The organism is Caldicoprobacter algeriensis (genome assembly GCF_023838525.1).
GTDB lineage: Bacteria > Bacillota > Clostridia > Caldicoprobacterales > Caldicoprobacteraceae > Caldicoprobacter > Caldicoprobacter algeriensis.
On sequence record NZ_JAHUQD010000002.1, the window covers coordinates 18,493 to 32,972 of the forward strand.

The following is a 14,480-nucleotide window of genomic DNA, read 5'->3' on the forward strand; positions in this document are numbered from 1 at the left end:
TTTACCTATTTAAAGTAGTATTTACATATCATGGTAACATTATTCGCCATTTCGGCGTACACCGTTCTGCTGCCCTTCTGTTGGCAGTGCAAACCGTACCGTCACTTCAGTACCGAGTTCAACCTGCGTCCCAGGCGCCGGGTCCTGCCCCACCGCAATTCCTGAACCTTCTATTCTAAGCCTCAGGCCTTCCGAAACCAGGATCCGGTTAGCCTCGCGAATCGATTTGCCCAGCACATCGGGCACGATTACCATCCCCTCAGCAGGCGGCTGTGCAGCCTGCTCCTCCGGCTGGCTCTCTGCCCCTCGCTCAGTGTAAAGCAAAACGGTAGTCCCCGAGATAACCTTTGCGCCCGGCTTGGGCATCTGGTCTTTTACAACGGTCCCTGTCTCATCAGCCAAATACTCCAGCCCTGCCTCTTTGAGGGCTTGGGCAGCCTCTTCCAAACTCATTCCTATAACGTCCGGCACTTCCACCTGCTGCATATCTTCCTGTGTTTCCTCATCAAACACCGGCTCAACGCCCAGATACTTAAGAGTATCCTCCAGTATGTTCTTCACATAAGGCGCCGCGATAATGCTACCAAAAGTAACTGGCGCCTGTGGTTCATCCACCATAAACAGTACGATCACCCGTGGATTGTCAGCAGGTGCAAAACCGATAAACGACGATATATTCTTATTGGGTATGATCTTGCCCCCCGGTCCATATTTCTGCGCTGTACCGGTCTTTCCTCCTACCCTGTAGCCAGGAATATATGCGTTTCTTCCACTTCCATCGGTCACAACGCTTTCCAGCACTTCTCTCATGATTTTTGACGTCTCAGGCGATATCACCTGCCGCACCTTTTGGGGAGTAACAGTTTTGACCACCCGCTCGGTTTCCTGGCCGTTTTCATCGACCACCACCTCGCGAAGCTCCTTGGCGATATAGGGCTTCATCAAGTTGCCGCCGTTTATGACCGCCGAAACCGCTGTGATGAGCTGAATCGGCGTAACTGAAATGGCCTGCCCGAACCCCATTCTAGCCAGGTCAACATTCTTTGCAGACTCCTTTGGCATTATGATGCCTCTCTCTTCGCCAAGTACATCGATCCCCGTGGGCTGGCCAAACCCAAATTCGTTCAGGTAATGGTAAAACTTATCCTTGCCCAGCCTCAATGCCAGCTCCATAAATACCGGGTTACAGGAATTCTGTACGGCTTTAGAGAAAGTCTCGTGGCCGTGGCCACCAGCCCGCCAGCAGTTTATCCTCTGCCCGTCCACCATCTTATACCCCGGACAATTGAAGGTGCTATTCAGGCTGACAACCCCCTCTTCAAGGGCCGCAGCAGCTGTTATTATTTTGAAAGTAGACCCTGGATCGATGTTGTCCTTACACGCAAAGTTCTTCACGTACTGCTGCATCTCTTCGAAATCGCCCACATCGCGCGGCGGGTCATTGGGATCGAAAGTCGGCCAGTTTGCCATCGCAAGTATTTCACCCGTATTGGGGTCCATGACGATGGCATACACCTTCTTGGGATTATACTTGGCAACTACATTGTTTACCTCTCTCTCGGTGAAATACTGTATAACCTGGTCGATGGTGAGCACCAAATTAAGCCCGTCGATGGGCGGAATATACCTGTCTACATTATAAGGCATTTCTCGACCTGCAGCATCGGTCTCCATTACTATTTTGCCTGGAAACCCTTTCAGATACTTGTCATAGTAAAGCTCTATACCCTCCTGGCCTTTTAATCCTTCCCCCGGTTCTGCATATTTCATGGTAAACCCCAAAACATGAGCAGCCAGGCTGCCGTTGGGATAATACCTCTTGGGCTCTTCGGTGAAGTCAAGGCCCTTGATATTCAGGGCACGGATCTTGTTAGCAGTCTCCCTGTCAACCTGGCGCTTTATCCACACGTATGTACTTGATGTGTTGGTCAACTTTTTATATAGCTCCTGTTCGTCCAGCCCTAGAATGGGCGCAATTAAAGAAGTCACCTTCTGTGGATCGCTTATCTGGCTGGGCCTTGCCGCTATAGACTCGGAAGTAGCGCTCTGCGCCAGGACCTTGCCATTTCTATCCTTAATGACCCCTCTTCTTGGGAAAACGTCCAAATCACGGGTCCACTGGTCTGCCGCTTTCTTCTGAAGGTCCACTCCCCATACCAACTGTATGTATCCCACCCTGATGGTTAAGGCAAAAAAAATTAGAGTAAATCCTAGCAACAGAGCCACCAAACGCTTTCTGTTGGTAACTCCTGGTAATGCCACGGAATTACCACCCCCCTTGCTTCACCCCTCAGTCGATCAATCTTAGAATAAAATCCCATATGTCCGTCTCCTGGTGCTTTGCCACTTCTGTCTGTTTCTGTTGCCCCTCATCCTCGGGAAGCTCAACAAATTGTATCTGCGTTTGGTCAGGATAGTCCATATGAAGCTGATTTTTGGCAACTTCTTCTATCCTTCTCAAATCCTCGCTTGCCGCAAGCTCCAGTTTCAGCAATTCACTTTGTTTAAGCGCTTGATCCAGCTTTTTCTCAAGCTCAAGTATCTGCTGATGATTTTCTGCGATCGTAGCATGCCGGCTAACTACCAGGAATGCCATCATGAATCCTAGCGCTACCAAAATTACAGGCTTTATCCTTCTGGCAAGCTTTGGCTTGGGTTTAGCCTTTGCCTTTGGTTTGACTTCCCTTCGGGGTTTAGATAGCTGTTCTACCTGATATTGTCGTTTTGGAGCTACTACCAATTTTATTCATCCTCCTTATCTTTTATGTATCCTCATTCCTGGTAGCGGTTCATAACTTTTGGCAGCACCTCGCCTTAGCGCTGCGCGAACGAGGATTGGCAGAGACCTCCCTTGAGGTAGGGGTTACTGGCTTGCTGGTCAGCAACTTCACCAGAGGCCGTCTACCGCAGATGCAGACGGGAGAATCAGGGGGGCATGTACATGGGTTGCTCAAACTGCGGAACATCTGCTTTACTATCCTGTCCTCCAGCGAATGAAAGGATATGATACACAGCCGTCCGCCTGGCTTTAGAACTTCTACCGCGCTTTCTATTGCCCTGGGAAGCAAATTAAGTTCCTGGTTTACCTCTATGCGTATGGCCTGAAAGGTACGCTTTGCAGGATGCGGGCCTTCGCGCCTGGCCGCAGCGGGTATGGCCCTCTTTATGACATCTACCAGCTGTCCCGTAGTCTCAATAGGTCTACTGCTTACTATGAACTCCGCTATGCGCTTGGCCCACCGCTCCTCGCCGTATTCCCTGATGACACGTTCCAGCTCTTGCTGCGAATATTCATTGACGACATTGTAAGCGCTGAAAGTTTGTGTAGGGTCCATTCTCATGTCAAGTGGCGCATCCTGCATATATGTAAAGCCCCGAGCTCTCTCTTCCAGCTGATAGGATGAAACGCCAAGGTCCAACAGCATCCCGTCAACAGCATCTATTCCAAGGCTTTTGAGCACCTCTTTTACATTGGCAAAATTGGCATGCACCAGTTTAAAACAGCCTTCAAATTCCTCCAGCTTTTTCTGCGCCGCTTCCAATGCATTCGGGTCTCTATCAATGCCGATCAAAAATCCACCGGGAATTATCCGCTTCAGTATCTCATAGGCATGGCCTCCGCCTCCGACCGTCCCATCCACGATGACCTGTCCAGGATGGCAATCCAAAAGTTTAAGCACCTCATCAAGCAAGACAGGCGTATGACTGAACTCCATCTATCCACTCCTCCGGCTATCAAATCCCAAGCTCCGCCATCCTCTCCACAATTGCTTCATGGTCGAGATTTGAAGCGCTATTATACTCATCCCATCTGTCTTTGCTCCAAATCTCCACTCGGGTAGATACGCCTATTATAACCACATCTTTTTCTAGCCCGGCATACTCTCTCAAATTGGCTGGAATGAGAATCCTACCCTGCTTGTCCAGCTCACACTCACACGCACCCGCAAAAAAGAAGCGTATAAAAGCGCGGGCATCCTTATTGGTTAAGGGAAGTGAACGGAGCTTCTTTTCTAAAATGCCCCATTCCTCATTGGGGTATACAAACAAGCATTGATCCAGCCCTTTGGTCAACACGAATTTTTCTCCCAGACCTTCTCTGAACTTGGCTGGCATTATGACCCGGCCTTTTGGGTCTATGGTGTGCTGGTACTCCCCAATGAACAAGCCCCCCACCCCCTTAACCTATTATCCCACCACTTCTCCCCACTTTCAACCACTTTTATGAATTATTTCTCTAAAACTTTTTAAAATCCTGCTGTCATAAGTAAAAAAATAAAAATTTAATCCCGGAGTCCTATAGTATATTTTTTCAAAACAAAAACCCTGCTCTTGATGTACTACTTCGTTAGTACCCAGGCAGGGTTTCCATCCCAACGCATAACATTTAAATGCTCATATCCAGCTATCCTGTCACAGCCATACCTAGGCAATACACTGATATACAAGCTGTTTCTCATAAAGCTGACGGTACAGGCCTCCCTTTTTGAGCAGCTCATCATGGGTGCCAATCTCCTTTATCCTGCCTTTGTCAATCACTATGATCTTATCGGCATTTCTTATGGTGGAAAGCCTGTGGGCTATGATGATGGTGGTCCTTCCACCGGATATATTGGCCATGGCCTGCTGAATGGCCATCTCGGTCTCGGTATCGATATTTGCCGTTGCCTCGTCCAGCACGAACACCGCAGGATTGAAAGCCACTGCCCTGGCAAAGGATATTAGCTGCCTCTGTCCAGCCGAGAAGGTACATCCCCTTTCCTTTACCTCTTCATCATATTTATTAGGAAGGGACTCGATAAATCTGTCGGCGCAAACCAGCCTGGCTGTTCGCACGATGTCCTCATCGGTTATTGAGCTGTTTCTCAAGCGTATATTGGATTTGACATCACCCGAAAACAGAAATACGTCTTGCATTACCACCGCTATTTGCCGCCTCAAATCCTTCAAGTTGTACTCCCGTATGTCCACCCCATCGATCAATATTTTCCCTTTTTGTATATCGTAAAATCTTGCCATAAGGTTTATGATTGTAGATTTTCCTGAACCAGTGGCTCCTACAAAAGCCACCGTCTCGCCCGGTTCAATCTTAAAGCTGACGTCTTTTAGCACCCAGTTTTCATCGTCGTATGCAAACCACACGTTCTTAAACTCAACCTCTCCCCTGATACGCTTGACATGTCTTCCTCTCTCCATATCCTCTAAAAACTCTCGGGTGTCGAGCACGTCGAATATACGCTCTGCCGAAATCAAAGCCGACTGTATGGATGTATAGAATTCTGCAATCTCATTGATGGGCGCAAAAAACTGCCTGATATAGGTTATAAAGGCGTACAGGACTCCTATCTCCAGGTATCCACCCGTAATCCTGCCGCTGGCATACCATATCAGCAGTGCGATGATCAAGGTGTTTATAACCTCTATGATTGGTCTCCCCAGGCTGTTTAAAACTACTTCCCTCAGGCTGGTGTCAAAATACTCTTTATCCAACTTCTGAAACTCCTCCAGCTTTTCCTTTTCCCTGTGAAAGATGCGCACCTGCTTCATGCCGGATATGTTCTCAGCCAAAAACCCGTTTATCCTGCCTATGAGCACCTTCATCCTCATGAAGTTCTTTCGCGCCGCCCTTCTATATATAACAGTAACCAGCGCTATCAAAGGAATGCTGCACATGCTGATCAGCGCAAGAGAGGCGTCCATGGCAAACATGGCGGCTATTATCCCCAAAATCATGATCATGTCCCTTATGGAATTGACTAGCACCCCAGAGAATATCTCATTCAAAGCCTCCACATCGTTTGTCACCCTGGTGAGTATCCTGCCCGATGAGTTCCTGTCGAAAAATTTCATGGACATGTTCTGTATATGTGTAAAAAGCTGGTTTCTTATGTCATACATTATTTTTTGTCCGATATAAGTCAGTATATAGGCCTGAGAATAGGTGAGCCCGCATCCTGCCAGCACAACTGCCAAATACAGCAGCCCCATGCGCATGAAGACGTCAGGAGCGTATATCTTCAAAGCCAGATAGTTGTCTATCACATACTTTATGATATACGGCTTTATGATGGTGGCACCGTTTATCAAAAACGCAAACAGTATATTTAAAGCCAAAAGCGGTAAATAGGGCTTAAAATATTTAAGCAGCCTTATGACCAAAGCCTTTTTATCCCTGCGCAAAGAGTATTCGCTGTCTATCCTGTACTCCATTTTAATTTACCCCCTTCCCTGTAACAACAGATTATCCTCAACCTGTTCTATTTGGGACCTGTACAGGTTGTAATAAGCCCCCTTAAGTCTCATCAGCTCTTCATGGGTACCCCTTTCGATGATCCGCCCCTCATCCATAAATATGATGTGGTCACAGTACCTCACAACCGAAACTCGGTGAGATATCACTATACCCGTCCGCCCCTTTAACACATTTCTAAGGTTCTCCAAAATTTTCTGCTCGGTCTTCGTATCCACAGCCGAAAGGCTGTCATCAAGTATAAGTATAGAAGGGTCTTTGATAATGGCTCTGGCTATTGAAACCCTCTGCTTCTGGCCGCCCGAGAGGGTTACCCCCCGTTCACCCACGATGGTGTCAAATCCTTCAGGAAAGGACATTATCTCATCGTAGATACCCGCCATTTTGGCAGCCTGTTCAATCTGGCGGTCACTATATATCGGCTTGAAAAACTCAATGTTGTTCTTTATTGTAGTGGAGAAAAGGAAATTGTCCTGGGGTACATAGCCTATGTTTTCCCTCAATACCTTTAGCGGTATGCGGTTTATATCCCTTCCTCCTATGAATATGTGACCATCCTCCACCTCGTATAGCCTCAATAGCAAATTGACCAGCGTGGTTTTGCCGCTACCGGTCCTACCCAGTATGCCTAAAGTTTCGCCTTCTCTGATTTCCAGATTGATATCCTGCAGAACTTTTTTATCCGTACCCGGGTAGGCAAAGGTCAAATCCTTTATTACGATATCGCCTTTCAACCTCTCTATCTCTGTTGAATCATCTCTTGCCTCGTCGTTTAATCCAAAAAGCGATACAGCAGCCAGTGCATTCTCTGCATCCTTTTCGCTCTTTTCGCAGAATATCCTGTCAAGCCGCTGGATGGACGCCAGTCCCCTCTGCCATACCTCTATAACCCTGCCTATGCTTACGATAGGCCCCATGATTACCATTATATATGAGCTGAAGGCCACATAGTCACCTAGGGATATCACGCCTCTTGCCACCAGGCCGCTGCCATATATGATAAACAGCACAGTGCTTATCCCAAAGGTCAGCTGGGTTACCGGCCCCAGTACGGCTGATACCCTGGTCAAGCTCATCTGGGTATCAACCCGGGCCTGGTTGTATCTTAAGAAATCCTGAACCTCTTCCTCTTCCTGCGCAAAGGCTTTTATAACCCTGATGCCCGATATGTTCTCCTGGACTTTGCCGGATATCTGAGCAAAAGCTTTTTGTACCGCCCCAAACCTCTCCCTGATCTTCTTTCGTAAAAGGTATATGATCATCACTATGAGGGGCGCCGGTGCAATGGCCATCAATGTCAATATCGGATTTATGGTCCTCACCATGATTATAATCGATATGGTATTGACCACCAGGCCATCCAGGATTGAAGTAAAGCCGAAACCAAAAACCCTCCTTATGGCCTGTATATCGTTTATGGCATAGGCTATAAGGTCTCCCGTCTTGTTGTTGTCATAAAAGGAGGCCGGAAGGGTTTGCATGTGCGCAAACAGCTTCTCCCTCAAATAACACTCAAGGTATCTGTTGTTGCCAACCAAGAAATACCTCCAGGTAAACCTCAACACAAATGCGCCAACGGTTGCAGCTACCAGAATGAGCAAATACCTATTCGTAACCGAAGCCGGCATCCTGTCGTTGATGCTGTCGGTCACATACCCCATTATCTTGGGGATCATAGACGATATAAAAGACGTGACGAATAGGACAATTATACCTATTATATACCTCCACTTAAATTGCTTTATAAACTCCCACAGCAGCTGCGTAGTTTTCATCATATACGAGCGCAGGAGACTCCATCTCCTTCAAGATGGAGATGAATGCGCTCTTCCCTCCTTTCTAACATTAACGCCTTTGCCTTCTCTATAAGTCTTAACTTGCTACGTTTGGCACTGTCGTGTATCTTCTCCCCTGAAAGACTCTTATATGTTTTTAACCGTATTGGGGAAAACTTTTTAAGAACCGCCTGAAAATTGCTTTTAAGACGACTCCCTTATGACGAATTCCGAAGGCAGGACGGTGGTGGTAGGAACCATATCCCCCTTATCAATGGCTCCCAGAATCATCTCGGCCGCTTTTAAGCCCATGTCATAAAGCGGAAGCTCAATAGACGAGAGAGTGGGGTGGATGAGCTCAAAAAAGTTGGACGAACCCACGGCCACAATCCTCACATCCTGAGGTATCCTTATGCCCAACATGTGACACGACTTTACAGTCAGCATGCCAAACCGCGGAGAAGCCGCAAGGATGGCATCAGGCCTGCAGCCTTTGTCTTCAAGCAACCTCATTATGGCCTGGCATACCTCGCCGTTATCATGCCCTCCCAAAACTATAAGCTCCTCTTTCACCTCATAGCCGTGCAAAGCCATGGCTTCCTTAAAGGTCTCCAGCCTTCTATCATTGGTGCGCCGGGGAACAGGCCCGGCATATGCTATATCTTTCACTCCCTGGGATTTAAAATACCCTATGACAGCTTGAATATGGCTCAGGTGATCGGTACATACCTCACCCACGTCTCTCCCTGAAGGATAGGTATTAACCATCACATAAGGAATACCCATGCTGTCCATATACTCTATATCTTCATCAGATATTGAGGCAAATGCAAAAATTATACCGTCTATCCTGTTTGAGCTGTAGTATTTTATGAACTCGGCTTCCTGTATGGATTCATATTTGTTAAAGAGGAGGCTTACCGAATAGTTGTGGGCCTGAAGCCCATCTCTGATGCCCTCAAGGGTTTTCATAAAATAGAAATTGGTGACATTTCTGTCGGTGACCACGCCCACCGACATCGACCTTTTAAGCTTCATTCCCCTGGCGATCTGATCAGGGTGATAATTAAGCTTTTTTACGGCATCAAGCACGGCCTGCCGGGTCTCGGGCCTTATCTTTATTCCCTTTACATTGTTGAGTATATACGACACCGTAGCCTGGGAAACACCGGCCTCCCTGGCTACATCCTTGCTTGAAACCGATTTTTTCTTCCTCATATTTTACCTGCGTACTAGACCACCTTCCTCAAGATGGTAAATACGCGCTCTCCCTCCCTTCTAAATGATGTAAATTTACGCCTTCTTTTGCAGCTATACTCCCGATACCGCGTTGCCAGCCAATACTTATCATCCATTTTTTCGTCCTATTAATCCTCCTCCATTGCCCCCTCATGCACTTATACGTATAAATTATTCTTTGACATTAATTTATACGTATAAATGGAGCCGTAAATAGGTTGAAATGCACTATTTTTAAAGAAGTATGCTCTCCTGGTCCGATAGAGTATCGAACATAACCTGGTTTATTTATACGTATAAATTCTAAAGCATATAAACTGATTTGTCAATAACAACCAGCCAAAAAAGTTAAAAAGGCAGATCAGCTGCCTTTTTAACTGCTGAAGCGTCCGTGAAAGCGCTTCAATTTATAGATTTGGTACGAATTTCCTCCAATATCATATTCATGAACTCATCAAGCGACATAGCGCCAAGGTCTCCCTTGCCTCGGGCCCGTACTGCCACCGTCCCATTTTCCTGCTCTTTATCGCCCAGCACCAGCATATATGGAATCTTTTCCAGCTGAGCCTCTCTCACCTTGTATCCTATCTTCTCGTTTCTCAGATCGGCCTCCACCCTGATGTCGGCATCCCTGAGCTTCTGAGCCACCTCTTCTGCATAGGCATTGGTCCTATCGGTAATGGTGAGTACGCGCACCTGTACCGGCGCCAGCCATGTGGGGAAAGCGCCCGCAAAGTGCTCTATCAGGATACCTATAAATCGTTCAATGCTTCCAAACACCACCCGGTGTATCATCACTGGACGGTGCTTTTCACCATCCGGACCAACATAGGTCAGGTCAAACCTCTCGGGCATCTGGAAATCCAGCTGGATAGTCCCGCACTGCCACGTCCTGCCTATGCTGTCTTCCAGATGAAAATCAATCTTGGGTCCATAAAAAGCCCCTTCCCCCTCATTGATCTTGTATTCCAGGCCCTTGGCCTCCAACGCTTCCTTCAGCGCGTTGGTGGCCCGCTCCCAGTCCTCATCCGAGCCCATCGAGTTCTCTGGCCTAGTGGACAGCTCCACATGATACTTAAACCCAAATATGCTGTAGAAATAATCCACCAGGTCAATAACGCCTAGGATCTCGTCCTTTATCTGCTCGGGCAGCATAAATATATGGGCATCGTCCTGCGTGAAACAGCGTACCCGCATCAGGCCGTGCAGCACGCCCGACAGCTCATGCCGATGGACAAGCCCCAGCTCGGCCACTCTGAGGGGCAGGTCCCTGTAGCTGTGTATCTTGCGCTTGTACAGGATCATGCTGCCTGGACAGTTCATGGGCTTTATGGCATAATCCTCGCCGTCAATCTTGGTGAAATACATGTTTTCGCGATAATGGTCCCAGTGCCCCGACCTGATCCACAGCTCACGGTTTAATATTATAGGCGTCTTTATCTCCTGATACCCTCTCTTATAGTGTTCTTTCCTCCAGAAATCCTCCAGTATATTGCGAATTATCATGCCCTTTGGATGGAAGAACGGGAACCCCGGCCCCTCCTCATGAAGGCTGAAGAGGTCTAGCTCCTTACCCAGCTTTCTGTGGTCCCTCTTCTTTGCCTCCTCCAGGCGCTGCAAGTATTCCTCCAGCTGGCTCTTCTTGGGAAACGATATGCCGTATATCCGCTGCAGCATCTTGTTTTTCTCATCGCCGCGCCAGTAAGCACCGGCCACGCTGAGCAGCTTTATGGCCTTGACCATACCTGTGGAGGGAAGATGCGGGCCACTGCACAGGTCCACGAAATCTCCCTGTTTGTAGAACGAAATCTCGGCCCCCTCCGGTATATCCCCAATGAGCTCCACCTTATAGAGCTCGCCTCTCTCCTTCATGAACTCAACAGCCTGCTCCCTGGGCAGCACAAACCTCTCAAGGGGCAAATCCTCTCTGACTATCCTGTTCATCTCCTCTTCGATTGCCTGCAAGTCCTCCGGGGAAAAAGGCCTTTCCACATCGAAGTCATAATAAAAGCCATTGTCTATCGCAGGCCCAATAGCCAACTTTGCATCCGGGAACAGCCTTTTTACAGCCTGCGCCATAATGTGGGATGAGGTGTGCCAGAAAACCTTTTTACCCTCATCATCGTCAAATGTCAGTATATTGAGCTGACAGTCCTCATGCAGTTTTGCCGACAGGTCAACAGTGCGCCCGTTCACCTGAGCAGCCACAGCCGATTTTGCCAGCTTCTTGCTTATATCGTTTACTATATCCGCTATGGCCGTCCCTTCAGGATACTGCCTTACCGAGCCGTCTTTCAGCACCACATTCACCATAACTCATTCATCCTTTCGTATAAATATTGTGAGTATTTTTTTGTAAGTATTTATTTAAACCCATTGCGACGTCAAAATCACACAAAACCAACGCTACTTTACGTAAACAATTAAAAAACCTCCCATCCCTTCAAGGGACGAGAGGCTACCCGCGGTTCCACCCTTATTGGTCCCAAAATCAGGACCCACCTCCATCGGCCGTTAACGGAGCCAACCGCCATGCTCAAAGGGTGGTCTTCAACTGGACCTAGTGCGGAATGCTTCCAGCCTCAGGCATCCCTTCTCTATCACCGGTTTCCAGCCTACTCTTCCTCATCATTGCATGTGAACTATCAACTTTAAGTCGGTTTGGAATTATTATAATCTAGCGTCACCCGTAAGTCAAGACTTGCCCCTTCCTTCAATTCTGTGGTTCCTTCAATTCTGTGGATACAGCCCTTCGTGGCTCATAACCACTTTACCCCTGAAGACCTTATTTATGGTATTCAAAAGCTCGGTATTCTTTATTTTATCACACCCGTGTATGGTGATCTTGCTTGGTGCAATGGTTATGAGCGAGCTTATAAGCAAATCGTCATAGCTCATCTCAGTATCCGATATCTCCCTGGCCAGCTCCTTCAGTATGTCGTTGTTTATGACCCTCATGCTGTCATCCAGCAGTATATATCTCCTGTCATCGTCCACCAACACGTGAACCTCCCTTACCTTTGGTTCCTGGATCTCCACAAAATACCTGAGCAGCTTGATAAACTCGTTGTACTCCCTCTCCACCAGCAGTTCTTCTACTATTTTATCCACAGTTTCTATCAATTCCTTCATGAAGTCCTTTAGCCTAAACCGTATAAAACCCTCTACGATGAGTTCGTTGTGCGTATCCAGGTGCTCCAAAATTCGCTGCCTTATCGGATCATGCCATTTCTCCCTCAACTGGTTAAACAGGCTCTCGTATTCTTTCCCTTCAAATACAGCATTTAATACTTCCTGCCTTATCTGCTCCCTGTCCTCATTTTCAAAATAAAAATATTCGTCTTCTATAATCCTCTCAATCATCATATGCTGTAAGTCATTCACGATAAAATCCGACAAGATATCGGCAATACGGTATTTGAGAGCATCTCTCAACTCGCTCCATGACTCACAACTGTCGGAGTCATTGACCATATAATTTATAAACAGCAGGTCGCCTGCTTTTCTTTCTTCAATTTTAAACCCCTGGAACCTGATATCTTCCATCTTTTCTATAACCGAATCCATAAGGCCAAGGTTGCGTCCCTCAAAGCCAATGGAAAAAAAGCGCATCACACCACTCCCTTCATTTAAATCCCTTGACCTAATTCGCTTATAAACCGCTTCACGCCGATTCTCGGTAAACATTATATGCGCCATTTACTAAATAGTTGATTCATATTAGTAGTATTCCCAACAACGCGTTAAACTCATGATGTATTAACTGGTTACAGAGTAGGACATTTACATTTAAAAATAAAAATTGGGAACGAACTCTAAAAATGCTCGTCCCCAATCTTAACCCCCAACTATTATGATTACAGACCGTCCCCATTGTCCAATCCCTGACCAATCCTTTTATATATCTCAATCCTCTCATTAAGGTCAGGGTACCTGTACACAATATCTGGCGAAAACATTCCCTTGTTTATATCATGCGTGGCCATCTTTTCGTGTCCGATCAGAGCCCATGTGGCATCAACAAGATTTCTAAACTCCTCATTTCTCAAATGAGTACACACAAAGGACTGCCTTGGAGAATTTATGTCCTCACCGCTTATCTGGAAAAATCCATATTTTTCGCACAACGCCTTTACCCTTTTAAGCTGCTGTATGGTGTTTCGTGAAGGCATATACGTCACCGCGTTAAAGCCCAGCTGGCTTATCACCTCAAACAGCAGTTCAAGATAATCGTCTTCAAACTTCTGGCTTCTCTTATCGCCGGTGACTGAATCGGTCACATCACCTAAATATGCATAGGCCAAAATAGCCCCAATGCTCCTTGTCAGCTCAACCACTTCCCTTACGTCAGGGCATTCCCGCGTAGCGTCAATGTAAAACCGCGGTACCAGATCGCTCTTCAAAGCCCCCAGCAAGTCATATTCATAAAACGGATTGTCGGCATCCAGCAAGTATCCCGCTACTCTTGGGTTGACCTCCAGCTTTAAATCGTTTACCAAAAAGTCAACCAGTGTCTGACCTTTCCCCAATTTACCTACCAACTTAAGCGACAGGGCATACAACAGGTGGCGCTCGGTTATACTTCCCCCTTCATGGCTCTTTGATAACGGCATAACATCGTGTTCAAAGCTGAGTCGAATGCCGAACGGCTGGAAAATCTGATTGATTCTGTCCACCATCATGGCATTTCGCTTATTCCTCTCCTTGACGTAAGGCACAAAAAAATTCCTCACTGCATCGATCTGAGTATGGGGAATACCGTGTATGGCCACATAAGCGATAGATTTCTGGTCCGGGTTGTTGATCCTCCTGCCATTTAAAGGGGTGTTTGAAAAGTCAGCACGGCATTCGACACCTATCGTAGTTGCAATACCTGCGATCCTCCCCGCTTCAATGAATTCCCTGGCCCCGCTTATCGAGTCGTGGTCCATAATGCCGGCGGTTTTCAGCCCTACCCTGTAAGCCATCCATATGGCCTTTGTAGGAGAATAGGGCGAAAATGAATATGTAGTGTGTATGTGATTGTTGACATCATCGCCCTGCCGTGGCCTTTCTATTTTCCCCTCATGCACTTTTTGCATCAAAGCTCTTAAAGACTGTAATCTAACGCTTACATCGTCATCATTTAGCTGATCCACATACCGCATGGTTTCAGCATCCATGATATATACCCCCAAACTAGATTATCCACTTTGCATTATACTACCATGCGGCTG

The 14,480-nt window shown here is 47.1% G+C and carries 11 protein-coding genes; all 11 read right to left on the minus strand.

Features of this window, described 5'->3' with window-relative positions; translation table 11 throughout:
• Positions 1-39 precede the first annotated feature (39 nt).
• Positions 40-2,262, minus strand: coding sequence for a stage V sporulation protein D (locus tag KVG29_RS01400; RefSeq protein WP_252225927.1), 2,223 nt, complete (start codon positions 2,260-2,262; stop codon positions 40-42).
• 28 nt (positions 2,263-2,290) lie between these two features.
• Positions 2,291-2,740: a cell division protein FtsL gene (locus tag KVG29_RS01405; protein WP_252225929.1), complete on the minus strand. Its 450-nt coding sequence runs from the start codon at positions 2,738-2,740 to the stop codon at positions 2,291-2,293.
• A 49-nt stretch (positions 2,741-2,789) separates the two neighbouring features.
• Positions 2,790-3,716, minus strand: a complete 927-nt coding sequence (gene rsmH / locus KVG29_RS01410; RefSeq protein WP_252225930.1) for a 16S rRNA (cytosine(1402)-N(4))-methyltransferase RsmH — start codon at positions 3,714-3,716, stop codon at positions 2,790-2,792.
• Between the two features lie 19 nt (positions 3,717-3,735).
• Positions 3,736-4,167, minus strand: a complete 432-nt coding sequence (mraZ, locus tag KVG29_RS01415) for a division/cell wall cluster transcriptional repressor MraZ (protein WP_252226197.1) — start codon at positions 4,165-4,167, stop codon at positions 3,736-3,738.
• Between the two features lie 258 nt (positions 4,168-4,425).
• The gene (locus tag KVG29_RS01420; RefSeq protein WP_252225931.1) at positions 4,426-6,210 is read right to left on the minus strand and encodes an ABC transporter ATP-binding protein; all 1,785 of its coding nucleotides are present in this window, start codon (positions 6,208-6,210) and stop codon (positions 4,426-4,428) included.
• 6 nt (positions 6,211-6,216) lie between these two features.
• Positions 6,217-8,028, minus strand: coding sequence for an ABC transporter ATP-binding protein (locus tag KVG29_RS01425; RefSeq protein WP_252225932.1), 1,812 nt, complete (start codon positions 8,026-8,028; stop codon positions 6,217-6,219).
• A 201-nt stretch (positions 8,029-8,229) separates the two neighbouring features.
• A complete protein-coding gene (locus KVG29_RS01430; protein ID WP_252225933.1) occupies positions 8,230-9,243 on the minus strand; it encodes a LacI family DNA-binding transcriptional regulator in 1,014 nt (337 codons plus the stop codon).
• A gap of 14 nt (positions 9,244-9,257) precedes the next feature.
• Positions 9,258-9,380 (minus strand): hypothetical protein, encoded by a 123-nt coding sequence (locus tag KVG29_RS12350; RefSeq protein WP_276576335.1) that lies wholly within the window; start codon positions 9,378-9,380, stop codon positions 9,258-9,260.
• A gap of 286 nt (positions 9,381-9,666) precedes the next feature.
• On the minus strand, positions 9,667-11,577 hold the full coding sequence (gene thrS, locus KVG29_RS01435; protein WP_252225934.1) for a threonine--tRNA ligase: 1,911 nt from the start codon (positions 11,575-11,577) through the stop codon (positions 9,667-9,669).
• 417 nt (positions 11,578-11,994) lie between these two features.
• Positions 11,995-12,963 (minus strand): putative sporulation protein YtxC, encoded by a 969-nt coding sequence (gene ytxC, locus KVG29_RS01440; protein WP_252225935.1) that lies wholly within the window; start codon positions 12,961-12,963, stop codon positions 11,995-11,997.
• Positions 12,964-13,121: 158 nt separating this feature from the next.
• Positions 13,122-14,426, minus strand: a complete 1,305-nt coding sequence (locus tag KVG29_RS01445; RefSeq protein WP_252225936.1) for a PHP domain-containing protein — start codon at positions 14,424-14,426, stop codon at positions 13,122-13,124.
• Positions 14,427-14,480: the final 54 nt, after the last annotated feature.

Bases quoted from the DNA above. Each gene is read 5' to 3' on its own strand.
- rsmH (WP_252225930.1), bottom strand. From the start codon at position 3,716: ATGGAGTTCAGTCATACGCCTGTCTTGCTTGATGAGGTGCTTAAACTT.
- KVG29_RS01420 (WP_252225931.1), bottom strand. From the start codon at position 6,210: ATGGAGTACAGGATAGACAGCGAATACTCTTTGCGCAGGGATAAAAAG.
- KVG29_RS01425 (WP_252225932.1), bottom strand. From the start codon at position 8,028: ATGATGAAAACTACGCAGCTGCTGTGGGAGTTTATAAAGCAATTTAAG.
- KVG29_RS01430 (WP_252225933.1), bottom strand. From the start codon at position 9,243: ATGAGGAAGAAAAAATCGGTTTCAAGCAAGGATGTAGCCAGGGAGGCC.
- KVG29_RS12350 (WP_276576335.1), bottom strand. From the start codon at position 9,380: ATGGATGATAAGTATTGGCTGGCAACGCGGTATCGGGAGTATAGCTGC.
- thrS (WP_252225934.1), bottom strand. From the start codon at position 11,577: ATGGTGAATGTGGTGCTGAAAGACGGCTCGGTAAGGCAGTATCCTGAA.
- ytxC (WP_252225935.1), bottom strand. From the start codon at position 12,963: ATGGCGCATATAATGTTTACCGAGAATCGGCGTGAAGCGGTTTATAAG.
- KVG29_RS01445 (WP_252225936.1), bottom strand. From the start codon at position 14,426: ATGGATGCTGAAACCATGCGGTATGTGGATCAGCTAAATGATGACGAT.